The organism is Oligoflexia bacterium (assembly GCA_034439615.1).
Classification (GTDB): Bacteria; Bdellovibrionota; Bdellovibrionia; order JABDDW01; family JABDDW01; genus JAWXAT01.
Genome location: JAWXAT010000010.1, coordinates 1 through 25,635 on the forward strand (window position 1 = coordinate 1; position 25,635 = coordinate 25,635).

General features: G+C 39.8%; 31 protein-coding genes. 14 read left to right on the plus strand and 17 right to left on the minus strand.

What is annotated here, in order from left to right; all coding sequences use genetic code 11:
- Together SGI74_02925 and SGI74_02930 are read right to left on the minus strand one after the other, a co-directional pair.
- Positions 1–172 (minus strand): ATP-binding cassette domain-containing protein (locus tag SGI74_02925; protein ID MDZ4676438.1); only part of this gene is annotated, 172 nt, incomplete at its 3' end.
- Entirely contained in the window at positions 162–926 is a 765-nt protein-coding gene (locus SGI74_02930) for an ABC transporter ATP-binding protein (GenBank protein MDZ4676439.1), read from the minus strand. The genes SGI74_02925 and SGI74_02930, both read right to left, overlap by 11 nt.
- 173 nt (positions 927–1,099) lie before the next feature.
- Between SGI74_02930 and icd the strand changes: the two genes are divergently transcribed.
- From icd to SGI74_02965, 7 genes are all read left to right on the plus strand, one after another.
- The gene (icd, locus tag SGI74_02935; GenBank protein MDZ4676440.1) at positions 1,100–2,347 is read left to right on the plus strand and encodes an isocitrate dehydrogenase (NADP(+)); all 1,248 of its coding nucleotides are present in this window, start codon (positions 1,100–1,102) and stop codon (positions 2,345–2,347) included.
- 12 nt (positions 2,348–2,359) lie between these two features.
- On the plus strand, positions 2,360–3,295 hold the full coding sequence (gene mdh, locus SGI74_02940; GenBank protein ID MDZ4676441.1) for a malate dehydrogenase: 936 nt from the start codon (positions 2,360–2,362) through the stop codon (positions 3,293–3,295).
- 46 nt (positions 3,296–3,341) lie between these two features.
- Positions 3,342–4,520 carry an ADP-forming succinate--CoA ligase subunit beta gene (gene sucC, locus SGI74_02945; protein MDZ4676442.1) on the plus strand — a complete coding sequence of 393 codons (1,179 nt, stop codon included), beginning with the start codon at positions 3,342–3,344 and terminating at the stop codon, positions 4,518–4,520.
- Positions 4,517–5,383: a succinate--CoA ligase subunit alpha gene (gene sucD / locus SGI74_02950; protein MDZ4676443.1), complete on the plus strand. Its 867-nt coding sequence runs from the start codon at positions 4,517–4,519 to the stop codon at positions 5,381–5,383. Before sucC ends, sucD begins: the two co-directional genes overlap by 4 nt.
- Positions 5,384–5,506: 123 nt before the next feature.
- Positions 5,507–5,800 carry a BrnT family toxin gene (locus tag SGI74_02955; GenBank protein MDZ4676444.1) on the plus strand — a complete coding sequence of 98 codons (294 nt, stop codon included), beginning with the start codon at positions 5,507–5,509 and terminating at the stop codon, positions 5,798–5,800.
- Positions 5,784–5,999, plus strand: coding sequence for an antitoxin (locus SGI74_02960; protein MDZ4676445.1), 216 nt, complete (start codon positions 5,784–5,786; stop codon positions 5,997–5,999). Before SGI74_02955 ends, SGI74_02960 begins: the two co-directional genes overlap by 17 nt.
- A 374-nt stretch (positions 6,000–6,373) precedes the next feature.
- Positions 6,374–6,793, plus strand: coding sequence for a hypothetical protein (locus SGI74_02965; protein ID MDZ4676446.1), 420 nt, complete (start codon positions 6,374–6,376; stop codon positions 6,791–6,793).
- On the opposite strand, the gene SGI74_02970 is transcribed toward SGI74_02965, so the two are convergent.
- Positions 6,782–7,783, minus strand: coding sequence for a hypothetical protein (locus tag SGI74_02970; protein ID MDZ4676447.1), 1,002 nt, complete (start codon positions 7,781–7,783; stop codon positions 6,782–6,784). The genes SGI74_02965 and SGI74_02970 overlap by 12 nt on opposite strands.
- 8 nt (positions 7,784–7,791) lie before the next feature.
- Positions 7,792–9,057 (minus strand): MBOAT family O-acyltransferase, encoded by a 1,266-nt coding sequence (locus SGI74_02975; protein ID MDZ4676448.1) that lies wholly within the window; start codon positions 9,055–9,057, stop codon positions 7,792–7,794.
- Positions 9,058–9,346: 289 nt separating this feature from the next.
- On the opposite strand from SGI74_02975, the gene ndk reads away from it, so the two are divergent.
- The 6 genes from ndk to SGI74_03005 are packed head-to-tail and all read left to right on the plus strand — an operon-like array spanning position 9,347 to position 15,264.
- Positions 9,347–9,769 (plus strand): nucleoside-diphosphate kinase, encoded by a 423-nt coding sequence (ndk, locus tag SGI74_02980; protein MDZ4676449.1) that lies wholly within the window; start codon positions 9,347–9,349, stop codon positions 9,767–9,769.
- The gene (locus tag SGI74_02985) at positions 9,753–10,913 is read left to right on the plus strand and encodes a class I SAM-dependent RNA methyltransferase (GenBank protein ID MDZ4676450.1); all 1,161 of its coding nucleotides are present in this window, start codon (positions 9,753–9,755) and stop codon (positions 10,911–10,913) included. The genes ndk and SGI74_02985 overlap by 17 nt, the downstream gene beginning before the upstream one ends.
- A 54-nt stretch (positions 10,914–10,967) precedes the next feature.
- On the plus strand, positions 10,968–11,711 hold the full coding sequence (locus SGI74_02990) for a tetratricopeptide repeat protein (protein MDZ4676451.1): 744 nt from the start codon (positions 10,968–10,970) through the stop codon (positions 11,709–11,711).
- 9 nt (positions 11,712–11,720) lie between these two features.
- Positions 11,721–12,710 carry a helix-turn-helix domain-containing protein gene (locus SGI74_02995; protein ID MDZ4676452.1) on the plus strand — a complete coding sequence of 330 codons (990 nt, stop codon included), beginning with the start codon at positions 11,721–11,723 and terminating at the stop codon, positions 12,708–12,710.
- Positions 12,707–14,056: a glycosyltransferase family 39 protein gene (locus SGI74_03000; protein ID MDZ4676453.1), complete on the plus strand. Its 1,350-nt coding sequence runs from the start codon at positions 12,707–12,709 to the stop codon at positions 14,054–14,056. Before SGI74_02995 ends, SGI74_03000 begins: the two co-directional genes overlap by 4 nt.
- Positions 14,053–15,264 carry a hypothetical protein gene (locus SGI74_03005; GenBank protein MDZ4676454.1) on the plus strand — a complete coding sequence of 404 codons (1,212 nt, stop codon included), beginning with the start codon at positions 14,053–14,055 and terminating at the stop codon, positions 15,262–15,264. The genes SGI74_03000 and SGI74_03005 overlap by 4 nt, the downstream gene beginning before the upstream one ends.
- Here SGI74_03005 and SGI74_03010 read toward each other — a convergent pair.
- Positions 15,241–15,534 carry a 2Fe-2S iron-sulfur cluster-binding protein gene (locus tag SGI74_03010; GenBank protein MDZ4676455.1) on the minus strand — a complete coding sequence of 98 codons (294 nt, stop codon included), beginning with the start codon at positions 15,532–15,534 and terminating at the stop codon, positions 15,241–15,243. The genes SGI74_03005 and SGI74_03010 overlap by 24 nt on opposite strands.
- Before the next feature lie 110 nt (positions 15,535–15,644).
- Here SGI74_03010 and SGI74_03015 point away from each other — a divergent pair, with 110 nt between their 5' ends.
- Entirely contained in the window at positions 15,645–16,268 is a 624-nt protein-coding gene (locus SGI74_03015) for a 3'-5' exonuclease (GenBank protein MDZ4676456.1), read from the plus strand.
- Between the two features lie 11 nt (positions 16,269–16,279).
- Here SGI74_03015 and SGI74_03020 read toward each other — a convergent pair whose 3' ends face one another.
- The 12 genes from SGI74_03020 to SGI74_03075 all read right to left on the minus strand — a co-directional run bounded on the left by SGI74_03020 (position 16,280) and on the right by SGI74_03075 (position 25,587).
- A complete protein-coding gene (locus SGI74_03020) occupies positions 16,280–17,893 on the minus strand; it encodes an NAD+ synthase (protein ID MDZ4676457.1) in 1,614 nt (537 codons plus the stop codon).
- Positions 17,894–17,902: 9 nt separating this feature from the next.
- Positions 17,903–18,763, minus strand: coding sequence for a TIGR02147 family protein (locus SGI74_03025; protein MDZ4676458.1), 861 nt, complete (start codon positions 18,761–18,763; stop codon positions 17,903–17,905).
- Between the two features lie 41 nt (positions 18,764–18,804).
- Positions 18,805–19,623 (minus strand): cytochrome c, encoded by an 819-nt coding sequence (locus SGI74_03030; GenBank protein ID MDZ4676459.1) that lies wholly within the window; start codon positions 19,621–19,623, stop codon positions 18,805–18,807.
- 24 nt (positions 19,624–19,647) lie between these two features.
- Positions 19,648–20,052, minus strand: coding sequence for a DUF2203 family protein (locus SGI74_03035; protein MDZ4676460.1), 405 nt, complete (start codon positions 20,050–20,052; stop codon positions 19,648–19,650).
- 109 nt (positions 20,053–20,161) lie between these two features.
- A complete protein-coding gene (locus SGI74_03040; protein MDZ4676461.1) occupies positions 20,162–21,199 on the minus strand; it encodes an HDOD domain-containing protein in 1,038 nt (345 codons plus the stop codon).
- Positions 21,196–22,026 (minus strand): hypothetical protein, encoded by an 831-nt coding sequence (locus SGI74_03045; GenBank protein MDZ4676462.1) that lies wholly within the window; start codon positions 22,024–22,026, stop codon positions 21,196–21,198. Before SGI74_03045 ends, SGI74_03040 begins: the two co-directional genes overlap by 4 nt.
- Before the next feature lie 177 nt (positions 22,027–22,203).
- The gene (locus SGI74_03050; protein MDZ4676463.1) at positions 22,204–22,662 is read right to left on the minus strand and encodes an ORF6N domain-containing protein; all 459 of its coding nucleotides are present in this window, start codon (positions 22,660–22,662) and stop codon (positions 22,204–22,206) included.
- 108 nt (positions 22,663–22,770) lie between these two features.
- A complete protein-coding gene (locus SGI74_03055) occupies positions 22,771–23,040 on the minus strand; it encodes a EutN/CcmL family microcompartment protein (GenBank protein MDZ4676464.1) in 270 nt (89 codons plus the stop codon).
- On the minus strand, positions 23,037–23,315 hold the full coding sequence (locus SGI74_03060) for a EutN/CcmL family microcompartment protein (GenBank protein ID MDZ4676465.1): 279 nt from the start codon (positions 23,313–23,315) through the stop codon (positions 23,037–23,039). The genes SGI74_03055 and SGI74_03060 overlap by 4 nt, the downstream gene beginning before the upstream one ends.
- 49 nt (positions 23,316–23,364) lie before the next feature.
- A complete protein-coding gene (locus SGI74_03065; GenBank protein MDZ4676466.1) occupies positions 23,365–23,934 on the minus strand; it encodes a BMC domain-containing protein in 570 nt (189 codons plus the stop codon).
- A complete protein-coding gene (locus SGI74_03070) occupies positions 23,931–25,364 on the minus strand; it encodes an aldehyde dehydrogenase family protein (GenBank protein MDZ4676467.1) in 1,434 nt (477 codons plus the stop codon). Before SGI74_03070 ends, SGI74_03065 begins: the two co-directional genes overlap by 4 nt.
- Positions 25,318–25,587, minus strand: a complete 270-nt coding sequence (locus SGI74_03075) for a EutN/CcmL family microcompartment protein (protein MDZ4676468.1) — start codon at positions 25,585–25,587, stop codon at positions 25,318–25,320. The genes SGI74_03070 and SGI74_03075 overlap by 47 nt, the downstream gene beginning before the upstream one ends.
- Positions 25,588–25,635 lie beyond the last annotated feature (48 nt).

Genomic DNA, 25,635 nt, shown 5'->3' on the forward strand with positions numbered 1-25,635 from the left:
CACCACCATCAGGCCTTAAAAGACCAACAATGTTTTTAAGTAAAACTGATTTACCCGTACCTGATTTTCCCAATACAAAAAGTATTTCGCCTTGTGAAACCTTTAAATCAATTTCATCGAGTACTCGCCTTGAACCAAATTGTTTTAGTAGTTTTTTAATTTCAAGCGCCATGAACAACACCTAAACCAGAGGGCTCATCAAGCTCGCCTCGAATAAATTTTTGCACACGCGGATTTTTATGATGTTTTGTTTCTTCAACTGTACCTGTGATAAATAAAGTTTTATCGAGTAAAATTCCTATTCGATCAGCCATTTGAAAAGCGCGGTTCATATCATTTGTTATGGCTATAACTGTGGTTCCAAATTCTTTATTTAATTTAATTATAAGCTCAATAATAAGTTTACTCGTTATCGGATCAAGGCCCGCTGTTGGGTCGTCATACAAAATAATTTCTGGGTTTAAAATAAGCGCACGTGCAATGCCTACTCGCTTTTGCATTCCGCCCGATATTTCATCAGGGTAAAGATCAATTGATGAACTTAAACCAACTGCCTCTAAAAACTTTTTTACCTTCTCTTGAATTTCTGATTCATTTAACTTTGTAGTTTCTCTTAAAGGAAACGCTAGATTGTCACCCACTGTGAATGAATCAAAGAGTGCATTTTTTTGAAAAAGCATGCCCATACGCTGAGTGATTTGTGCACGTTGTGTTCGTGAAACTTTTTGCAGATCATTTCCATCAAGTAAAACTTGACCAGTTTGAGGCGTAATAAGCCCCGCGACCGTTTTAATTAAAACTGACTTTCCCTCACCACTCGGGCCAATGACGACAAAAGTTTCACCGCGGCGCACCGCAAGATTTACGTTGCACAAGAGTTCATCATTTTGAGAAAAGGATACACTGACATTTTGCATTTTAATCATTTCACTTATAGTTATTCGATAAGGCTTGGTATGCAATGTGTTTACAAAAATAACGCGAGGCGCATAACAGTATTTTGTTGCCACATAACGTCACGTAATTGTAACTAACCTTTCCGGACTAAACGCCGATACATTTACGAGAGTTCAGTGAGCTTTTTACCGCGAGGATTTCCATGTCAACATATGAAAAAATCAAAATTCCAACCACAGGCCAAAAAATCAAAAATTTAGCAGATGGAAAGATTGAAGTCCCAAACAATCCCATTATTTGCTTCATTGAAGGTGATGGCACGGGCCCCGATATCTGGAAGGCATCCGTGAAAGTCGTCGATGCCGCTATCGAGAAAGCTTATAGCGGAAAAAAGAAAATCGAATGGTGTGAAGTTTATGCCGGCGATAAGGCCAAAGAAATTTATAACGGAAATTATTTTCCAGCTGAAACATTAGAAGCCATTAAAGAATTCGTTGTAGCAATCAAAGGCCCGCTCTCAACACCCGTTGGCGGTGGAATGCGCTCACTCAATGTTGCTATGAGAAAAGATCTTGATCTCTACGCTTGTGTAAGACCCATTAAATGGTACCCAGGTGTTCCATCACCAGTAGTTGCTCCTGAAAAAGTTCATATGACTATTTTTAGAGAAAACACTGAAGACGTTTACGCAGGCATTGAATGGCCCGCAGGTTCGCCAGAGGCAAATCGTTTAATTGCACTCATACGCGAAATGAAAAAAGATATTCGAGATTTCTCAGCTGTGGGAATCAAACCCATGAGTGAGTTTGGTTCTAAGCGGTTAATGCGTAAAGCCCTTAAGTACGCAATGGAACATAAACTCCCCAGCGTTACTTTGGTTCATAAAGGCAATATAATGAAATACACCGAAGGAGCTTTTAAAGACTGGTGTTATCAAGTGGCCCACGATGAATTCGGAGCCGTCACGGTAACTGAAAATGAAGTCACAGAAAAATTTCAAGGCCGAGCACCCGCAGGTGCAATTGTTATTAAAGACCGCATTGCAGATAATATGTTTCAACAAGCTTTGTTGAGACCCGATGAATACAGTATTATTGTAACGTCAAACCTAAACGGTGATTACTTAAGTGACGCACTGGCTGCACAAGTTGGTGGTTTAGGAATAGCTCCTGGCGGCAATATTGGAGATGGTTACGCAGTTTTTGAAGCAACTCACGGAACAGCACCAAAATATGCAGGGCTTGATAAAGTAAACCCAGGTTCAGTTATTTTAAGTGCTGTGATGATGCTTCAATACCTAGGTTGGAGTGAGGCTGCAGTTTTAATTGAAAAAGGTTTGACCCGAGCCATAGCTAATAAGACAGTTACGTATGATCTCGAACGTCTTATGCCCGGAGCAAAACTATTGAAGTGTTCTGAATTCGCATCTGAAATTATCAAACAAATGTAAGGGAGCCAAAACATGGCAAATAAAAGAGCAAAAATCACTGTTGTAGGAGCTGGATTCGTCGGATCAACCGCGGCACATTGGGCAGCAGCAAAAGAATTAGGCGACGTTGTACTCATTGATATCAACGAAGGTGTTGCAAAAGGCAAAGCACTTGATCTTTTTGAAGCTTCACCTGTTGAGCAGTTTGACTCACGAGTGATTGGCACTAGTGATTATAAAGACACTGCAAATTCAGATGTTGTTATTTTAACAGCCGGAATTCCTCGCAAGCCCGGAATGAGCCGCGACGATCTTCTCGCCACAAATTCAAAAATCGTAAAAGAATGCACTGAGGGAATCGTAAAGTACTCTCCCAATTGTACAATCATCGTTGTATCAAACCCACTAGATGCGATGGCCTTTGTAGCAAAAAAAGTTTCAGGCTTTCCTCGTAGTCGCATTATCGGTATGGCAGGGGTTCTCGATGGAGCACGGTTTCGTTCATTCATCGCTGAAGAACTAAATGTAAGTGTTAAAGACGTTCAAGCGTTTGTACTTGGCGGACACGGCGATACGATGGTCCCGATGCCACGTCACTGTTCTGTCGGTGGAGTTCCTCTTACTGAAATGCTTTCTAAAGAAAAACTCGATGCACTTCTCACTCGCACACGTAACGGCGGAGCAGAAATCGTAAATTTACTGAAAACAGGAAGTGCTTACTACGCACCCTCTGCAAGTGCAGTTCAAATGGCTGAAAGTATTATCAAGGATCAAAAAAGAATATTACCATGCGCTGTTCATCTTGAAGGTGAGTACGGTGTAAATGGTTTATTTATTGGCGTATTAGCAAAACTAGGCGCTGAGGGTATGGAAAAAGTAATTGAAGTAAAACTTAACGATGAAGAACGTGCAGGACTCAACAAGAGTATCGCTGCAGTTCAAGAACTCGTTACGGCTTTGAAATTATAATTCAAACATTCATGTTGAGACTTTAAAGCAGCAACAAAGGAACCCAATGAATATTCATGAGTATCAAGCAAAAGTACTTCTTTCGCGCATGGGTGTTAAAACCCCTCAAGGCAAAGTGGCTTTTACAGTAGACGAAGCCATCGCAAATGCAAAAGCAATCGGTGGAAATGTTTGGGTCGTCAAAGCTCAAATTCATGCTGGGGGTCGAGGCAAAGGCGGCGGCGTAAAAGTTGTGAAATCAATTGCTGAAGTTGAAGCTGCTGCGGCTCAACTCTTAGGAATGCAACTCATTACTCATCAAACTGGCCCTGAAGGTAAAAAAGTTTTAAAAGTTCTTGTAGAAGAAGGCTGTAAAATTAAAAAAGAATATTACGTTGGCTGCGTTGTTGATCGTGTGTCTTCAAGAATAGTTATGATGGCCTCTTCTGAAGGTGGCGTTGAAATCGAAAAAGTTGCTGAAGAGCATCCCGATAAGATTTTTAAAGAAATTATTGATCCCACAGTTGGTTTAGGGGCGTATCAAGCTCGAAAATTAGCATTTCAAATTGGAATACACCCTGAGGCCATCAATAAGGCTGTGAAATTTTTCTCAGCTCTTTACGAAGCATTTGTGAAGTTTGACTGTTCAATCGCTGAAATAAATCCGTTAATTGAAACTGAAGACAAAGACATTATGGCTCTCGATGCCAAACTTAATTTCGATGACAACGCATTATTTCGACACCCCGACATTTTAGAGCTTCGTGATCTCACCGAAGAAAACCCAAATGAGATTGAAGCAAGCAAGTTTGGATTAAGCTATATCAGTCTCGACGGCAACATTGGTTGCTTAGTAAATGGCGCAGGCCTTGCGATGGCTACCATGGATATTATTAAACTTGCTGGTGGCGAACCTGCAAATTTTCTCGACGTCGGTGGCGGTGCAGATAAAACAAAAGTTACAGCTGCTTTTAAAATTATTCTGTCTGATCCAAACGTAAAAGCGATTTTAGTTAATATCTTTGGTGGAATCATGAAATGCGACATCATTGCTGATGGGGTTATCGCCGCAGCAAAAGAAGTTGGTCTTAAAGTTCCGCTGGTAGTTCGACTTGAGGGTACCAATGCCGAAAAGGGCAAAGAAATTTTAAAAAACTCAGGCCTCAAAATCGAATCTGCAGATGGAATGGGTGATGCAGCAAAAAAAGTTGTTGCTGCCGCAAAAGCCAGTGGAGGCAAGTCATGAGTATCTTTATAAATAAAAATACAAAAGTAATATGCCAAGGCCTCACAGGTAGCCAAGGAACGTTTCACACAAAACAAGCAATTGAATACGGAACAAAAATGGTTGGGGGCGTAACTCCAGGTAAGGGTGGCACCACACATGAAGGCTTGCCAGTGTTTGATACTGTTGGTGACGCTGTTTTAAAAACAGGCGCAAACGCTAGTGTGATTTATGTTCCACCACCATTTGCAGCTGACGCGATTATGGAAGCTGTTGACGCAAAATTAGAACTCGTCGTGTGCATTACTGAAGGCATACCCGTTAATGACATGATTAAAGTAAAGCGCTTCATGCAAGGCAGAAAAACGCGCCTTGTTGGCCCCAACTGCCCCGGAGTTATTACTCCAGGAGAATGCAAAATCGGAATTATGCCCGGGCACATTCATTTGGCAGGTCGCATTGGCGTCCTTTCACGCTCAGGTACTTTGACCTACGAAGCCGTGGGTCAACTTACTAAACTTGGTATTGGCCAAAGCACATGCGTTGGCATCGGTGGAGACCCCGTGAACGGCACAAATTTTATTGATGTCCTTGAACAATTTGCCGCTGACCCAGGAACAGATGCCGTAATCATGATTGGTGAAATCGGCGGTTCAGCTGAAGAAGAAGCCGCTCAATGGATTAAATCAAACATGAAAAAACCCGTTGTTTGCTTCATTGCAGGTTCAACCGCACCCGCCGGCAAACGCATGGGTCACGCAGGAGCAATTATTAGTGGCGGCAAAGGAACAGCTGAAGAAAAATTCGCAGCTCTTCAAAGTGCCGGCTGTAAAATCGCCCGCAGCCCCGCTGAACTCGGCTCTACTTTAAAATCAGTTATCTAAATAATTTCTGATCGATATTTGATTCGAAACCAAATGGATCTACGAATGTGTAACTTCTCGTCGAGGTGACGAAAATCACCCTTACATATAGAACAAATCTATATATTGTATAGATATCAAGGAGTGGTTACGTTAGTAAGATTTGAATGGGATGAAAAGAAGAATAAATCAAATCGCCGGAAACGTGGAGTTTGGTTTGAAGAGGCGACCCATGTATTCGGTGATCCTTATCACCGCTTCTTTTTAGATAAAGACCACTCAGACCATGAAGATAGATATATCGTTATTGGTTATGGGGCTGAGAACAGATTACTTGTTGTAATCCATGTTTATTGTAACGCCACTGAGATCGTGAGAATTGTGTCCGCTCGTAGAGCAACAAAAAAAGAGAGGCTATATTATGAAGAAGGAATATAATTTTTCAAAAATGAAAGAAGCAGCTAATCCTCTTAAAGGCAAGAAGATTGGTGTTGGCATTAATTTGAGTCCTACGGTTATTGATTATTTCAAAAAGATGAGCGAAGAAACAGCAATTCCTTATCAAAAACTTATCGATATGTATCTTTTGGATTGTGTGCAAAAAAAGAAGAAGCTCAAGTTAGATTGGGCTGGGTAATATGTTGCTACCGAAAGTAATAGTTTCTGACTTCTATTTGAATCGAAATACAAAGTGAAAACGAGTACCACAAGATTACACCTATGGAGTTAGGCTTCTATTAGATGCCTAACTCCATAGGGCGATGATTTCTGACTTTATTCTGACTTTATAAAGAGTGACCTCAAGTAGGTCATAGTTGTCTAAATCGTGGCCAGGCTTAACCTAGACCTGCCCCCAAGCGTACTTACAACCCCTTAATAATTCTCATGTATTTTCTTGTCACATTGCTCTCAGGACGGCTTTTCAGCTGGTACTAATTATGCAATTAAAGTGGTTCAAGGTCGCTGCGGGCGTGCTATAAAGCAGGCGTAAACTCTAAGGTGGGCGTGGATATGACGAACTTAAACATATTTGATTGGACCGCAAGCATTAGCGAAAACTTGCGTCGCACCATTGATAAAAATCCCAAGAAAAATGTTGAGCTCACAGTTATTCTTGAAGTTCCATGTCTTCATGGCCTTCATGATGCCAAAGATTTTCGTGAACATTTTTTTGAAATTAAAACCAATAATGATCTCTGGAAAACTCAAGTTTTTAATCTTGAAGTTTTATCATACAATTTTGTTCCTGATGAAAACGACACTTCAAAAATACCTTCGGGCGTTTTATTTATTAAGGTTAAAGGTTCAGTAAAAAATATTTTTAAAGCGGTTAAAGAAGTACGCTTCTTAGATGATGAAGAAGGTCACCCTAGACGCTTTGCTATTTCTAAAGCATCAATGGATTCTGAAATACTCACATTAAATTCCTGATTTAAGCATTTCAATGGCACCTTTGCAGGTGAAGTGAACTCCGTCGTTCCAATACCTAACTGATTTATCATCATTTGGAATACCAGAGAAAAAATCTAAAACTTTTACATTTGAAATTTTAAGAGCTTTAAGTTTTTCAATCCATTGGCCATGGCGTTCTATAACTTCTGGGAAATCTTTTGTCAGTCTGATTGTGAATTGTGGATAATAAGGCGGAATTAAGACTAACACCTCAATACCCATTTCACTTAAGGCATTTAATTTTTTAACAAAAGCTGACCACGCTTGAGGTGATTGTTGTTTTTTTAAAACATTCCGAGAATATGTATCGTATGTGATTCCTGTTTCTTTTTGAAGTTCATGGGGTGTTTTTTCACCTATGTATTCATCACTATCACAAAGTTCATCATCAAGGTGCCAGCCACTTCCTCGATCTAGTTCGTACTGATCAGAATTATTAAGTGCGTAAAAAGATGCCTCAAGCGTATTATGATCAATGAGCCCCAAATATTGACTAAATTTAGCAGACAAATTTGATTCGCCAAAACCTTCTTCAAGATACGCACGTAGTGCGGGCGTGTTTTTAATTTTTGCATCAGCGACATCTGTTATGAGTTCAAAATAATCAGCATACCAAATCACTTTTTTAAGTTTTAGTTTTTCTAAAGCAATATTGAGAAAAGCAATTTTAGCAGACAATTCTGAAGCGCCCATTGAGAGGTTAATAACTTTTAATTTTTCACGCTTCTCAATCCATTTAAGTGGAGTGGTTTGCCCTCTAGATGATCCTAAAATTGCAATTTCAGCATCAGGGTGTGCTAATACTTTTTGGCCAATCTGATAAAAATGATTACGCGTACGTTTTGTTAAATCGAGTTTTTCACAATTGTAATAGCACATCGGATCAACACGGTAGTTAAACACAGCAATGACCAATAAAATTACTAATGTCACAGACGCTGATATAAAAAGTGCTGTTTTTGGATTCATTTTAATCCTCAAAACTGAAAGTAAAGAAACGGCGATTCATCGCCCATATACATCAAACAAACAGCAAATAATAATCCCAATACCAAAGCAGTAACTCGCGAGGGTTTAAGATTTATCTCCCACGTATTTTTACTAAAAAATGCCAACAACACAGACAATGCTAAGGCGATAAAAAATCGATCTTTATGTCTTTCGGGGAGAGATAAAACATCCCAAGTGAGATCGCCATTAAGCAAAAATACTTTTTGTAACCATAAAAATGCCGTTGAAAAATCAGGGGCACGAAAGAATATCCAACCTAAATTCACGAGCAAAAAAGTAAACATCCATTTTACTGTGTTGTTATTTAAAAGATTCCAGTTTCGATCTTTAAAAAATCTTTCTGTGCACAATATAATTCCGTGAAAAAGACCCCAGGCAAAAAATGTCCAATTTGCACCATGCCACATTCCACCAATTGCCATGGTGATTAAAAGATTTCTATACGTCAGTAATTTCCCAAAGCGATTACCACCCAACGAGACGTAGAGATAATCTTTTAACCATGAAGACAAAGTAATATGCCATCTTTGCCAGAATTCAGTTATCGAACGTGCTTTATATGGTGAATTAAAATTTTGAGGAAACTGAATATTCATCATCAAACCCAAACCCACGGCCATGTCTGAATAACCACTGAAATCAAAGTAAAGTTGCATTGTGTAACCAAGCATAGCCAAAACGGCCTCCGTGTTTGAAGCCGATGACATATTAGTTACAAGTGGTGAAACAATGAGAGCCAAAAGATCTGCGATAAGAATTTTTTTAGACAAGCCGAGAATAAAAAATGCGCAACCTCTCCAAAAATTATCAGCAGTGAAATTATAAGTTTTACTATCTTCAAGCTGCGGAACAATTTGATTGTGCCTTACAAGGGGCCCAGAAATTTGATGAGGGAATAAAGTCACATAACTTGCAAATGAAAGTAACCTTGCATGTGCTGTGGAGGTTCCTCGATAAACATCGATAACATATGAAAGTGACTGAAATGTATAAAAAGAAATTCCAATGGGCAATACAAGCGCCAACGTTGGAAGTACCGTGCTTGCGCCCGTTAACACATCTAGTACTTCATTAAGTGTTCCAGCAAAAAAATTATAATATTTAAAAAACCCAAGTACTGAAAAATTAGTTACAAGTGAAACTATTAAAAGTCTTTTTTTGATTTTTAATTCTTTTGTATTAAAAATTTTCTTCGCTAAATAAAAATCAAGAATTACTGTGAATAAAAGCAAAAAAACGTACTTAGTACTCCAATAGGCATAAAAGACAACACTCGATAGGAATAGAAAAAATAGCTGCGCCCTTGGGTTTTTAATCAGGTAATACCCAAGCAAAGTGATGGGCAAAAATACAAAAATGAAGACATATGAATTAAAGAGCATTTCTTATTATTAATAGAGTGGATTTGGGGTGTCTATGACAGAAATTCTTGCCCAAAAGCCACCTTCTATGGGAGAAAGTGATTCAAAATCATTATCGCAAGTGTCTGGCCCCAGTGGTCAGCTTTTAAGGAGTTATAAAATGGAACAAACTTTCAGTATTATTAAGCCCAATGGTGTGAAAAAAAACGTTATTGGCAAAGTCATTGATCGTTTCGAATCAAGCGGTCTAACAATTGCTGCGGCAAAACTAGCACACCTTGATCGCGCAAAAGCAGAGGGTTTCTACGCAGAACATAAAGAACGCCCCTTCTTTGGTGAACTTGTACAATTTATGACTTCTGGCCCGGTTCTATTAATGGTTCTTCAAGGTGAAAACGCCGTTGAAAAAAATCGCAAAATCATGGGCGCAACTGATCCTAAAAAAGCTGATCCCGGCACCATTCGACGTGATCTAGGTGATAGCATGGGTGAGAATACCGTTCATGGCTCTGATAGTCTCGCAAGCGCTAAGCGCGAAATTGCTTTTTTCTTTGAACCAAACGAACTTGTCAACGCTCGATAAAAATTCAGAAATCACAGTGCCCATCGCTTCTCTCTCATACGGAGGAAGCGGTGTGGGCCGCTATAATAATTTTGTTATTTTCACACCCTACACGGCACCCGGCGATGTCGCGCGCGTGCGTATACTCAATCACAAAAAAAGCTACGCTGAAGCAGAACTAATATCTATCGAGGCGCCATCGAGTTCTCGAGTAAATCCCCCATGCCCCGTTTTTATGAAATGCGGGGGCTGTCAATGGCAGCATGTGACCTATCAAGAACAATTAAAACAAAAACAACTCATCGTTGAACATGCGCTCAATCGCATTGCTCACGAAAGCGATATTGAAATTTTACCGATTATCCCCTCACCTCAAGAATTTCATTACCGAAACCGCGCACAATTTCGTGCCGAGGGAAAAACCGTGGGGTTTTATCAAAAAAAATCTCACAATATAATCGAATTTGAAAAATGCCTTATCATCGATGAAAAACTTAACGAAGAATTGGCAAAAATTAAAAATGAACGCATCAATACTCCATCAGAAAAAACAGACAAGATTGAAGTATTTTTATCTCAGAAAAATGCAGTCATTCGCTCACTCAATCATGCACATGGCGAAGAATCGGGGTTTTCTCAAGTAAACACTCAGCAAAATGAACAAATGCTCAAATATGTTGCCGATCTTTTAGGAACACCTGGTCAAATCGCCACCGATAATAGCTTCGCGGGCAATCTCTTGGATCTTTACTGTGGAAATGGCAATTTCTCCCTACCCTTAAACAAAAAAGGATGGCGCATTCACGGAATCGATAACAATCGGTCAGCCATTCAAGCAGCTCGCGAAACAGCAAGCCAAAGCGCATTTTTTTCTCCAGAAGATTGCACTTTAGGAGTGACGAAATTAGCCTCTCAAAATCGAAAATTCGAAGTGATTCTCATAGACCCGCCCCGCGTCGGAGCCGATGAACGCATATGGACATCTTTGGCAAAATTAGCGGCACCAAAAATTGTGTATGTGAGTTGTAACCCCACCACTTTTGCTCGTGATTGGGCTCGCCTTAAGCAAACTGCCCCCTACAAACTCATCAGCATTCAACCCTTTGATATGTTCCCTCAGACTTTTCATGTGGAATTAGTCGCTACAGCGGTGCTTCAAAAATAATTCAAGTATTGAAATTCACTTGTTTTTATTGAGTCCGTTTGCTAGCAATTAATGATGATTAAAAAGCTTCTTCTCGCACTTCTCTTCATGGGATTGATCAGCTGTTCCTCTAGTTCACTTCGTAAAGAACAAGCTCAGTTGCATTTAAAAATTGGAACCAGCCATTTGATGAAGGGCCACTACCCCCAAGCACTTAAAGTACTACTCGAAGCAGAGAAACTTGACCCTGAAGATCCGGTTATTCAAAACAATTTGGGCTTGGCTTATTTTGTACGCAAAGAATACGAGTTAGCGCTCACACACATGAACAAAGCCTTACAACTTAACCCCAAGTACAGTGATGCGAGAAATAATCTTGGACGTGTTTATATTGAACTCACACGCTATGATGCCGCAATTCTTGAGTTAAACACAGTTACAAAAGATCTCACTTACCCAACGCCAGAAAAAGCCTATGTTAATTTGGGGCTAGCGCATCTGAAAAAAAACGACACAAACCATGCACTACAAAGCTTCAAAAAAGCCATGGAAGCTAACAATCGATTTTGCCCAGGGCATAATTATTATGGACAAGCGCTCTTTCAGCTTCAAAAATATGAAGCTGCTGCCGACGCGTTTGAAAATGCACTTAAACTCTGCAACAATAATTACGACGAAGCCCATTACTACACAGGACTTTGTTATTATAAATTAGGGCAAAGAGAAAAAGCTAAGGCTCGTTTAGAAGAAGTGGTTAAGCTTTACCCAGATAGTGAATATTCAGGTAAGGCAAAATCAATGCTTAAAATTATTCAATAGGAAGATTACATGAAAGACATAGGACAACTTCTTAAAGACAAACGCGAGTCACTTAAAATTTCTCTTGAAGAAGTTTCAGTAGCAACAAAAATTGGTTTCAAGATATTACAAGCTATTGAAGATGGAGATCTTAGTAAACTTCCCGCAAAACCATTTATTCGCGGATTCATTCAGTCATATGCAAAATATTTAGGTCTCGATGTTACTGACATACTTGCACTTTTTCAGTCATCAATGAAGACCACAAAACCCGTAACTTCCCAATCAAATAATTTATCTTGTCCAAGCTCAGCAGCAACAAAGCAACGAGAAACAGCAGAAGATATTGAAAAAAACTTACCTGGCAGTGGGCGAAATATTTTAGCAATTGTTGCAATCGTTTTAACTATTATTGGAATTATCGCCATACAAAGAGTGCTTAATCAACGCGAAGAAGAAATGCGTTCGGGCGAAGTTCAAGCAATTACCGGCAGCGATGCGCCACTTAATATTTCATCGGCACCGTCAGCAAACACAAGTCCCGGCGTCGAAGCCGCAGCTTCACCAGGCGCAAGTGTGACGGAATCATCGGCACCAACTGTCGTGGCTATTAGTTCGCCATCACCATCAGCTGTGCTATCACCGTCACCGATATCGTCGCCATCACCTTCACCCAAAGCAACTCCAACACCTAAGCCTTCACCATCAGCAAGTCCATCGGCCTCACCATCAGCTTCACCATCGGCAACTCCAGCAGCGTCTGCATCACCCGCTGAAGTAGCCGTTCCCCAAGAAATTATTGTTGAAGCACTTGATATGGTCACCGTGAAAATCAATGTCGACGGTGCAGCGGCAAAGGAAGTCAGCATGAATGCCGATCAAATTCAAACATTCAAAGCAAAACGCAAGATCACACTCAGCATCGAAAATGGTGGGGCAATTAGCATTATCCATAATGGTCGCGAATTAGGTGTTCCAGGAAATCTAGGTCAGCCAAAAACAATGGTTTTTGGAAAATGACGTTATGGCAAATTTGGTGGCTTGCACTTGCTATCAAAACTATTTTGCTGCCAATTATCCCAATTACACCTGATGAAGCATATTACTTCGCATGGTCACGTCATCTTGCCTTAAGTTATTTTGATCATCCGCCCTTTATCTCATGGATCATGACAGTAGCTCAACCTCTCTGGAAAACCGCCGTCGGTATTCGCTGGCCCGGAGTAATACTCATTCATCTTGGCTATATTCCCTGGATTTTTATGTTACGAAGGCTCGGTTTTTCTGAACGTGCACAAATTTTTTGGATGATCTCTCTTCTACTTGGCCCACTTACCGGACTTGGTGGATTTGTCATCACACCCGACGTTCCATTAACATTTTTTTGGAGCTTAGGAATGTTAGCACTACTTTGGATATTTGATAAGCCCACCGTTTCAAGATGGCTGCTTCTCGGAGTAATCGTAGGGCTTGGGATGCTTTCAAAGTACGTCATGGTTTTATTTGTTCCATGCATGCTTGCGTGGATGTTTTGGGATAACAAAGCTCATGAGCTTAAAAAACCTGGAATTTGGCTAGCAGGAATTGTTTCGATCATAACTTTTTCGCCTGTCCTAATTTGGAATTATCAAAATGATTTTGCTTCATTTTTATTTCAAGCCAAGCACGGCCTTGAGAGCACTGCCATTCAATGGAAAATGCCCGTTGAATATCTGAGCACTCAATTTGCGATGATTAATCCACTTTTATTTTTTGTCGCCTATTCGTCACTTCGCAAACGTTGGGACAAACAAAAACTTTTATTTGTTTTTGCGATAATTCCATTTGCATTTTTTTTCATGACATCATTTCGTGCACGGGTCGAAGCCAATTGGCCCGTGTGTGGGTATCCGAGCCTACTTGCATTTTATGCGATGGTTTTTGATTATACTGCAGAAAGAGAACGTTGGACAAAATGGGTAAAAATGAGCCTGGGTATCGCAGGGGTTTTTTGCATATTAATTATTACTCACACTGTACACCCTTGGCTTCCCATCAGAAAAGACAAAGACCACACAGAAATTACTCGTGAATGGACCCCCGACATACAGGCGGTTAAAAACTTACGACCACTGTATACACGTAGTTATCAAATGGCGGCATTTCACTCTTATTACCGCCCCGCCGAAGATGAAGCTTTTAAAATAAAAGGTATTGATCGATTGGATGTTTATGATTTTTTACCAGAATCACTACCTTCACAAAAAGGATATGTGATTTTAAAAGCAGATGATAAATTGCCCGAGATCATCGAAAAAAATTACACCTTACAAAATCCGACACTGTTACCAAGTAATCTTGTCGTCTTTGAAATCATTCCAAAATGAAACGCTGGGTATTTTTTGTTTTATTTTTATTCGTGATTTTTTATACAACACTTACATTTATTAGTTCACAAGTTACTTTTCCTTTAATTTCATCTTTGAGTTCTGTTTCTAAGTTAAAATATTATGATTACTCAGGTGTTACTCATGTGCACTCCAAACTCAGTACAGGCAGTGGTACAATCGATGAAATTGCACAAGCTGCAAGCTTAGCAAATTGTGACTTCTTAATTTTAACTGATCTTAACGTCGGTCAAAAACCTGAGTTTGTAGAAGGTTACAAAGATGATGTCGCTGTTATTTGGGCTGGTGAGTTTAGCTATTTGGGCGGTCACCTATTAGCCTATGATCTGCCAGAAACAGAATCTTTTAAAGGTTTAGGGCAAGCACAAATTATTTTTAACGATCTCCTCCATCAAAAACCAAGACCCTCTAGTCAGGGTTTTCTCATTGCTTCACATCCTAATTTACCTCAGCATACCTGGGGAAATTTAAATGACTCCGGGCTCACAGGCATGGAAGTTATAAATCTTGATAGTCTCTGGAGAGATGAGATTGTAAGTAATAAATTATCAATTCTTTGGAGCATTCTAATTTTACCCTTTAACCCAGATCTAAGTTACTTAAGACTTTTCAATGACCCCGAAAAAGAATTATCCGCTTGGGATGAAATATTAAAAACACGCTCATTTGTAGGTGTCGGCGGAAGCGACGCCACAGCCAACGCTATTCCATGGCCCAACGAATCGTTTAAATTTCCTAGTTACACACAATCGTTTAGCTTGATGAAAAATCATTTACTTTTAAAAAGTGAATTAACCGGGTCATACAAAAGTGACCGCACAAAAATAATGTCAGCCCTTGCTCAAGGTAATTTTTATTTCAGCGTAGATATTATCGGTGATCCAACTGGGTTTTATTTTATCGGGCAACAACGAAGACAAGAGTGGTTACCAGGCTCTACTGTTTCAAGAAGTAATGGTCCGATTCGTTTTGTCGTAGATTTAGGCCGCCAGATTGAACTTCCTCACGAGATTATTTTATACCGAAACGGGGTTAAAGTTGGCATCTCAAACTCTCACCGCTTAGAATATACGGCTGATCAAGCGGGAGCATATCGCGTCACAGTGCGAGTTATCCCCACACTCCCATTGCCTGATGGCAAAACTTGGTACACATGGATTTTTTCAAATGCCATCAGAGTTGAATGACGGAATAACGACAACCAAACCATCCTCTGCAGTAGCCTGACAACCCAACCGTTCATCGGGCTTCCAATCACGCATTATAATATGTTCTTTTTCAACCCCATTAGGCGGGGCAAGTTTTTCGAGCCCTTTTTCAATAAATACACGACAAGTCGTACAGCTACCCATCCCGCCGCAGGAGTGATTTAGTGGAATGTCGTTTGCGATAGCCACCTCGAGAATGCTGGGCATGCCCGAAAACCAACAGTGGCGCTTCAGAGGCATAAATGTCATGAGTTTGTCCCCTTTAGGGGCGTTTTTTTTCTTTTTGACCATTCGTAGATTCTAAAGTATTCAGTAACTACTTGTTAATTATTATCTGTTTTGGGGAATAAAATAAAATCATGCAATTTGTAGCCTTTGATATTGAAACAACTGGCTTTTTACCCCATGTCGATCAAATCGTTGAAGTCGCAGCTGTTCGTTTTGTTAATGGAAAACCTGTTGAATCTTATGCCAGTTTAGTTAATCCAAAAGTGCGCATTCCACCTGAGGCAGCACGCATCCACGGCATCACAGATGAAATGGTTAAAGATCAACCACTCATAGATAAAGTATTAGAAGAATTTTCGACCTTTTGCGCTAGTGATCCTATGGTTGCCCACAATGCACCTTTTGATACCGAATTTTTAAAAGCTGATATTCAAAAATTTGAAACCAATGCTCCAAAAGGGCTTATTCTTGATAGTTGTGCAATGGCTCGAAAAGTAATTCAAGGCAGCGCCAATTATAAACTAGGAACCCTTGTGGCTCATTTACAAATTCCAGTAGAGGGGGCTTATCACAGGGCTGAAGCTGATGCTCGTTATTGCGGAAATCTTTTTGCAATAATGCTCGGAAGAATTTTTGCCCAAGGTCAACCTGTGGTTTTAGAAAATCTAATTAACCTTTCAAGCGGGCAACCCGTACGATTTCCACAAGTGCTCAAAAGTTATCGTCAACTAGATCTCATGGGATTTTTGTCTTAAATAATTACTACTTAATTGTTTTTGAATGCAATTGGCTTTCGACGGCCGCGACCAAAGGCATGTTCTGATACACGTAATATTGGCGGAGATTGCCATCGCTTGAATTCATTACTAATTAATTTATCAGCTAGCCAATTTTCCGTTTTATTTGAAGGTGATTTTTTAAGCTCCACTAATTTTACAACTGCCTTATCAAGTTCATCATAAGGAGGAAGTGATTCTTGATCATGCTGATCTGGAGCAAGTTCAGCCGAAGGTGCTTTATCTAAAATTTCTTTTGGAATAATTTCTCGCCCTAAATTATAATGCTTTGCTAAAGCATATACTTCAGCTTTTAAAAGATCACCCAACGGATTCAGCCCCCCAATTAAATCACCGTAAAGCGTTGAATAGCCTGAAGCGATCTCACTTTTATTTGATGTTCCCAAAAGCATACTCGATTGCACATTTGAATAAGCCATCAATACAACACATCGAAGTCTTGCTTGGAGATTTTGATCAAAAGCTGTTCGAGCAGCTTGATCTCCAGAAAAATATTTCATTGTTTGTTTCGAAGTCTCATACATAGAAACAATGCTTATCGTCTCAGTTTTAATTTTTAAATTTTTAGCCAAGGTCAAAGAATCGTCGATGCTACCCTTGCTGCTGTAAGGGCCTGGTAATAAAATTCCGGTGACATTACCCGGCCCCACGGCATCAATTGCCAATGCTGCGGCAAGGGCTGAATCAATTCCGCCTGAAAGACCGAGATGAATTTTTTTCTGACCTGTTTTATTAATAAAATCACGAATACCAAGCACAAGTGCTTTTCGCATTATTTCTATTGGCGATTCATCTTGAGGCCGATGCTCAAAGCGCTTTGAAGCTAAATCGACCATGACAAGATCTTCTTCACATGAAGCAGCTCTTACTATTTCTTTACCTTTTTCATCTAAAATAAAACTGCGGCCGTCAAAAATGAGCTCATCTTGCCCACCCACCTGATTAACATACACAAAAGGAGCTTTTATTTTTCTGACATGTTTGCGCGCTGTCTCTAATCTTTTTTGCATTTTGTTTTTTGAAAAGGGGCTGGCAGAAATATTAATAATAAGATCTACATCCTTTATTTTTTTCATGGGATCATTTTTATAATAAGATACTGGCCCACCAGGAAAATCAGTCCACATATCTTCACATACGCTGATGGCTAATTTTCCAATACCTTCAATTTTGATTATGCCGGTATCATCGCCAGGTTCAAAAAATCTTGTCTCATCAAACACATCGTATGTGGGTAAAAGTTGTTTTGCAAAAAACTTAAGTTTTTTACCCTTACGTGCAATGACTGCAACATTGCTAAAGGGTTTACCCATTTTTGATTTATTTTTAATTACCGCTCCAAATACAGCGGTGATTTTTAAAGGGATATTTTTGATGATTCGCTGAAGTTGAACTTCTTGTTTGGCTACAACATCGGCATTTTCAATACAATCAGTGGCTGGGTAGCCAAAAAGAACCATTTCAGAAAAAACAACTACATGTGCCCTTTTTTCATGAGCGCGCTTAATGAATTCAATAATTTTATCAGCATTGCTTTTAAAATCACCCAAAGTTGGGTTTATTTGCGCCAGTGCAATTCTCATGGCTCAAATTTAACTCTCAGCATCACCCTTTGTCAGCTTAAAAAACTGCAAATTGAGTTGATAAACACTCGTACCATTACCATGTGAAAAATAAGCGTTCATCTCTCTAAGAAAGTCTTTTAGCTTTAACTTAAACTGTGGCAATTGTGTTGGCGTTAAAGCGATCGTGAGGGTGCGTATTTCACGATCTTCCGGTTTATCAAAGTGAAGGGCTTGGGAGGCTTGTTCAATAAAAGAATCATGAAATTTACGAAACTCTTTAACTGAAACATTTTCAGGTGCTGCGATTTGAGCAGCGATGGGCATGAGTTTTTTATCATGACGCTTGATGATTCCGATTTTCTCCATCAACTCTAAACTTTCGTGCACCTGACTTGGAGTTACTAGCCCCTTAAGTCGACGGCTAATAAGTGCAGGATCTTCTACGAAATTATCTTGGCAAAGCATTTCAAAAATAACTATGTGATACCAAGTTGTGAAGAATTCATGTTGCGCACTATCTAGTGTTAGGGCTGATTTTTTCTTTTGCAAATGTAATACGCGATTTAAATATTTACGATACTCGACATTATCTCGAGATTGATTTAAATGCACAAGTGCTTCAAAGTACTCTGCCCGCGCATGATCAAGACCTAAACCTTTTATGAATTTTGGAACATTGCGGTTTGTAAGACTACGACTACCATCCATCACCACTTTGAGATAATTTTGTGAGCGCAAGCCTGCTATGCGCGCAAAAAATCGAATTGAGAATTTACGATCAGTGCTACGACGAACTTTGTAATAGTCCTTTAGGTAGTTACGAAAATCTTGATAAGAATAAATATCAACTTGTGACATCTTAATTAGACTAGGCCCTGAAAACTGCATCAAAACAAGCCAGTTTTGGTATAGATAATAGCCAGATCAAATTAATCAGGTTTGTGTTTATTTGCTCTAATAGCTTTTAAATAACTAATGATGTCATTAATGATTTTATCTCTCCCCGAAACCTCTGGAAATGGAGGCATGGGTGTGCGGAAACGAATACTTTTTGGGTCACTTATCCATTTTTTAAGCCAGGTCTCTTTATAATACTGCGTAATGTTAACTGGATAATTTAATTCTGGCGCTTCTTTTCCGCCATTACCATTTATGGAATGACATGGAAGACAGTTTTTTCTAAACGCCAGAAAACCCCTTTTCACAGCGGGTGAAGAATTTTTCGGAGGTGCAATTTTTGGAAACGTCTCATTAAACGTTGTGAGATCAACAGCCGCTAATTGGTAGGGCCAGCTTGGACCATCACCCACTTTAAGTTCTGGGTACTTACTATTTTCCCAAATTAAATAATACGGACCTAATTCAATTTTTTTATTAATCTTCATGAGATCAAAATTTTTATTATCTGTTCGCGCCACTGCGATAAAGGCTTTGTGTTGTATGAATCGAGAAGTTGGAATCGAGGGGCGATATCCGTCAATACAAGTAAAAAGTATTTCTTCTGAATTTTTCCAAGCATTACCGAAAACAGATTGAAAAACAGCTTCTACCGAATGAGCACGATAAGAAATTTCTTTTTCAGAAGTTGGATCCCACACGAGAATCGTTTGCGCTGGTGATATTTTTTCTAACTCGCTAGCACCAAGGGTTTTAACGACTCTTCCATGACTTTTAAAAGTCATATCTTGAGCTAAACCCAATGAAGCAAAGAGCAATAGAACAAAGACCATCAAAAGTCTAAATTTCATAACGATCCCTGAATTCAAATTTAACTAATGCTCGAGAGAAGGTTCATGCTTGGCGCCATAAATCTCTGGCGTGATTCGTATCCGCGCTTGAAACCCTTCTGTATAACTGTGAAAGTGTTCCAGTTTTTCTTCTGGAAATTTCCAACAGTAATATCCGGTTCCACAATCGAAATCCACCAACCACAAACCCTTGCCTTCAGCGCCGAGCTTAGCAATTTTTGTTTGCCATTCTTCAACGTGCTTGCTGATTTTCTCTTCGAGTTCCTTTGTTTTTACAGGATCTCGATCGCGCACAGCTTCAAGCAGTGATAGCAAACCTTTGATTCGATTGTTGGCTTCTTCGGTAACACGACGAACCACGGGCAGTAATTCCCGCGCGTCCCCAATTGTAAACACCCTCTTTCGATTTAACTCGAAAACATTCCCCATGTTCACGCTTATTACACCCCCCTGGGTTTCATTCAACCTAATAGTTAGACATACAGAATATTTCATCTGGTTAGTGACCGTGAATTCTTTACTGTAAAATAATGCGGATTTAGAGAAGTTGACCTTTGCCACGAACTTTAGCGAAAAGCTCCATGACGTCAGCTGATTTGAGAGGAAAATATGCTGCATGGGGTTTAAGTATTTCTTGCAACTCTTCTTGCCCAAAAGAGGCATTACGCTCCATTGTCCATGCGAGACGATCTGCAATGTTTAAAATTGCGACACCCAAGAATGCATCAGGATTCCGTGTTTTTAAAAGTGTACTATCGTGGTGAAAATCAATATCTGTTTCAAGATCTCTTAAAAACTTAGTTTGAAACACAAGTGCTGAACCTACTTCCATATGAGATAAATCAAAATATTCACGCTCAATTCGAGCCTCGTAGGCATCGTTGGTCTTATGAGAATCTTTTTCATCGCGCATTCTTATAATGAGCGGGGCATACTCTCTAAACACATGTATTGATGTGGCCAATTTTCCAATGTCATGTAATAGTCCTGCGGCGAATACAATTTTTCTATGTGAAATAAAAACGCGTTCATGAGTCGCCAATGCCCAAGCCAATGTAGCGGTGCGAATTCCGTGTTTCCATATCGATTCTAAATATGGTTCTAGAGTTTCTTTAAATCGAAGTTCACTATTTATCCAATAAGTGAAGACATCAAATATGTAGCCCGCAGCAAATGCGAGCCCAGCATATTCATTATTACATTTTTTCGCATGCTCTTCGGCTTTTAAGGCGTATTTAAGATGCTTTCCTGATTCTTCAAGACTTACATATTCTGCATCTGCGTTCTCAGAAAACATACGCATGATTGAATGCCCTAATACCATGTTGCGCACGTTTGTTTGCCCAACAACAACAACTCCATGGCCTAAACTAGAAACGACAGAAGCTTTCATATTTGCTGATGCTCGTGAACAAATCACTGTAGTAAAAAATTTATCTTTTTTTAAGATCTCTTCATAATCATCAGCTTTTTCACTACCAGCGATAATTTTTTGCATAAGATCCGCAGCCACACCATCAAAATCAAACTTACTCAAAAGGCCACGGTACATTGCTCTTAATTCAAGTGCCATCATCGCTTATTACCCCTACTAATTGCCAAGAGTTGAGAACCCACAAAAAAGATAATTGCAAAAATAAGTGCTGCGATAAGTAGATAGCGAAAAATATTTCCGAAAGTTAGTTCTACTTCGATATCCTTAGCTGTCTTCTGTTGTTTTTCTGCTGAAATTTCTCGCAACGTTTTTTTATCTCGCTCATTAAGTGGAATTGAATCATTGCCTTTATTGGCAGAAATATTATCGCCTTTATTAAACGGAACATAGCGAGTTTTTAAATCTTGCTGATTAGAGCCTCCGCCACTGCTGCCGGAGCCACCGCCACCTCGCGAAGCAACCCCGCCAGTGCCCGTGGCTTTTTGATTTGAACCTTCACCTGATTCACCAGCACCACTATCACCAATATATTTTCCGTTGTTGCCCGCAAATTTTCCGGCTGGAATATTACTTGATTTTTCATTAGCACGTCCTGCACCACCCGCACCTGAAGAAGATTGCGCGGGACTCTTGGCATTTTTTGAACCCGTTGCACTATTTGGATTTGTAGGATTAATCGATGTGCCACCAACACCTGAGGTATTTGTGGGAAGTTTTTTTCCTGCTTCAAATGTAAGTTTAGGCTTTGGGCATTGCCCGCCAGTGTCACCGGGCAAGAGCCCTTCTTTAATTAGACAAGCAATGTAGCTATTTTCATCACCAAAAAATTTATCTGCGAAATCAGCAAAGCCCGTGTTGAAACGATAAACAGCGCCAAGCAAAACAATTATAACAATAGAGAGCAAGAAGATGTACTCGATGAGAGTTTGGCCAGATTCACTGGATTTAAACTTATGCTTTAGACACATGGTTTAATTGTATCAAAGGTTGTGGCGCACGCACAGAAGGGCCGTAAAACTCGACTTCTAATTGCGATTAATTAGATCAAGTACAGGACTTTCGTATTAATGACAGGTTCAAAGATTTCTTAAATCCCAATTGGCCGACGAGGTGGGTTGAGTGGTTGCATAAGCAGTCTAATAGCTTCAAAAAACCGCCTTAAATTGAGAGTCATATTTTTTCTCTAATTCGTCCAATCTTTCTGAAAGTTCTTTGTTTGATAAAAGAAGTTGTCGAAGTCTTACAAAAGTTCTCATGATTTCAATATTCACGAGAGCGGCTTTTTCACTTTTAAGTACACTTGAAAGCATAGCAACACCTTGTTCTGTAAATACTAAGGGTCTGTAACGACGACCGCCTCTTTCATCATCAGTAGCTCGAATTTTTGAGGTTCCAATTTGGAACCTCAAAAATTCCCCTTCCTTTTCAGTAACTTGGAACATAAAATCTTCAGGAAATCTGATGATATTTCGGCGTACGGCCTTGTTCAGATTTTTGGTCTTAACCTCATAAAGTAATGCCAAATCCGAATCCAGCATGACCTTATGTCCACGAATGAAAAATATTTTCTGACTGATCTCAATATGAATTTGATTTTTTTCCACAAAACCCTCCTTTGCATCTTCGTTGTGCAAATGAGTGCCTATGCCTAGATTGATTTAATCGACTAATTAAGAAAAATGTCCGGATAATGGACACTCGCTACTTTTAAATTATTCCAACTCGATATGATCAACAATCGCCGCAATCACTGCATTGACTGGCGCTTGATCGTTACCCCACATTTGCCGACAACCATTACCTTCACGACAAATGAGCACAATATCGCCGGGGCCTGATTGCACATGATCAAACGCTAAGTAAGCTGAGCCGTGAGGCTTGAGACCTTCATTGAGTGGTTGAACGGAAAAAATAGTTTTCCCTTCAAAGTGTGGGTTTTTTTGTGTGCTGACAACTGACTCTAAAACTTTTGCTAAAATCATAATTCAAATGACCTATCGCCCATGCGATCAACCAAACCTACAACAGCTGCATCAACTGGTGCAAATTTATTATCTAAAGCAAGGCTTGCTTCACGACTTGCAACCCACATCACTGTATCACCATGACGAGCACCAACGGGGTCAGCCGTAACGATGGTTCCACCCACAGGATTTAATTGATCATCAAGGGGTTGCATTAATAAAAGTTTAACACCCAAGAGACTTGGATCTTTTTGTGAGCAAACTACTGTGCCTAAAATTTTTCCTAAATGCATAAGTCACACCTTAAACTTATAATTGAACTTGGACTCAACGACATATGTTTTATGAGACTGGTTCAATATTAAAATACTTTAAAAAATCCTCGTGAGGACTCGCAATAATCTCTGTACGAATGAGTGTACCTTTATCAGCTATCGACGATATTCCATCTGCCACACTGGCTTGTACATTTTCTAATGTGCCAGTAACAAAGTAATATGCTTTTCCACCAATTCCTCTAGCCATTCTAAAATCAATCAAATGAACATCGGCTGCTTTACAAGCACGATCTGCACTGATTAACCCCGAGCTCACCGCTGCGGTTTCAACAATACCAATGCTTTCTAAAACAGGAAATCGATTTTGAGAATACATTCCCGGTAAAACTTCAGGATGCAAATATGGAATATACACTTCATCAATAATTTGATTTGCAGCTAACTCCAGTAACTCTTTTCTGCTTTCTTCAACACTTGCTTCATCACCATTGATTAAAATAAAAAACTTACCTGGGCTCACGGCAGCTGCTTCAAGAATTCGTACAGGTGCTTTTTTAACAAGTTTGTCTAAAAGGAAATATCCCCGCGCAATGCTTGAGATTTCAAAAGACGCAATGGCTGGGCCAAATATCATACAATCCTAAAATGATCTTTAAGTGTGCAACGACGTACGCGACTAAAATTACGAGCCGTTGTCATGCCTTCTCCTGTGGGTGAAGCAATTGTAAATGAAGTATAACCTTCACCACCCATTCCAAGGCCAGCATAACTAGGAGCATTTTTAACAAAGATACTTGTATTGATCACTTTTGCCATTTTGTGAAGATGATCGATGTGACGAGAATGCATAACAGCCGTGTGACCGTAGCCATGCTCAACACGTTTTGCCATATCAATTGCCGCGTGTACATTGGGTGCACGAACAAAACCAACAACGGGCATTAATAGTTCTAACTGTACAAAAGGATGATTCTCAGAAACATCAGCAAAGATAAGCCTTAGTTCATCACCAGCTGGAACTCCAATTTCTTTTAAAATAACACCTGCGTTTTTGCCTACGAATTTTTTTGCCGGGTATTTTCCATCAACAACTACTTTTTCAAGTCTACGCGTTTGCTCAGCCGATAATTGATAAGCGCCAAAAGTTTTTAAAAGTTTAGCTAACTCATCTGCAACAGCGTCAACCACAATAATTTCTTTTTCAACGATACAGACAATATTATTATCAAGACTTGCACCAGCGATAATATCCCGCGCAGCTTTTGCAAGATCAGCTGTTTCATCGACAACTACTGGTGGGTTACCAGGGCCTGCTCCAATAACTTTTTTGCCAGAACTCATAGCCTCTTTCACAACACCGGGACCACCCGTGACAACAAGTAATCTAATACCGGGGTGGCGCATAAGTTCTTTTGCAGAATCAATTGTTGGTTCACGTAATACTGTGATGCAATTATCTGGCCCACCGTTTTGCACAATGACTTGATTCATCACATCGACAACTTTTGCACAGACTTTTTTAGCTGAAGGATGTGGGTTAAATACGACAGTGTTACCAGCTGAAATGATACTGATACCATTATTGATAATTGTTTCCGTAGAATTTGTTGTGGGTGTGATGCTTCCTAAAACTCCAAATGGGGCATATTCCATAAGTGCTAGGCCATCATCGCCTGTGAAAACTTCAGGATTTAAAATTTCAGGGCCAGGAGTTTTATCTATTACTAAAAGATTTTTTTTAACTTTATCTTCAACGCGGCCAAGACCAGTTTCGCTCACAGCCTCAGCTGCCATCCATTGTAAACATTCACGAAGGCGACACCGTAATTTATCAATTATTCGTTTACGATGATCAAGTCTCAGTGCTGACCAAACAGGAAAAGCTGTTTGTGCTGCTTCAACTGCGCGATTGACGTCGCTGAAAATGCCTCGTGAACCAGCAACTGGAGATTCTTTTTGTTCAACCTCACCCATGCGTGAAAGTACACGCTTCACAAGAACGTTAATTTGCTCTTGATCAAGAGTTGACATCAATGGTGTCCACGATGGCCATGATGACGGCATCTACTGGTTTATTTTGCGTAGTTTGAGTTTGTCGAGCTGAGCTACCTGTGGCGAACAAAACTGTTTCACCAACACCAGCTCCTACAGAATCAATGGCAACAATCACTCCGCCAGCGTTTTTACCGCTAGCATCGATTTGTTGAACCACGAGCATTGTCATACCCTGAAGCTTTTCGTCTTTTCGGGTGGCGACACATGTCCCCACCACTTTCCCTAACAGCATTTGTTCCTTTTGGTCCTTGGTGAACTACTTAATAAAGTACACATCGGC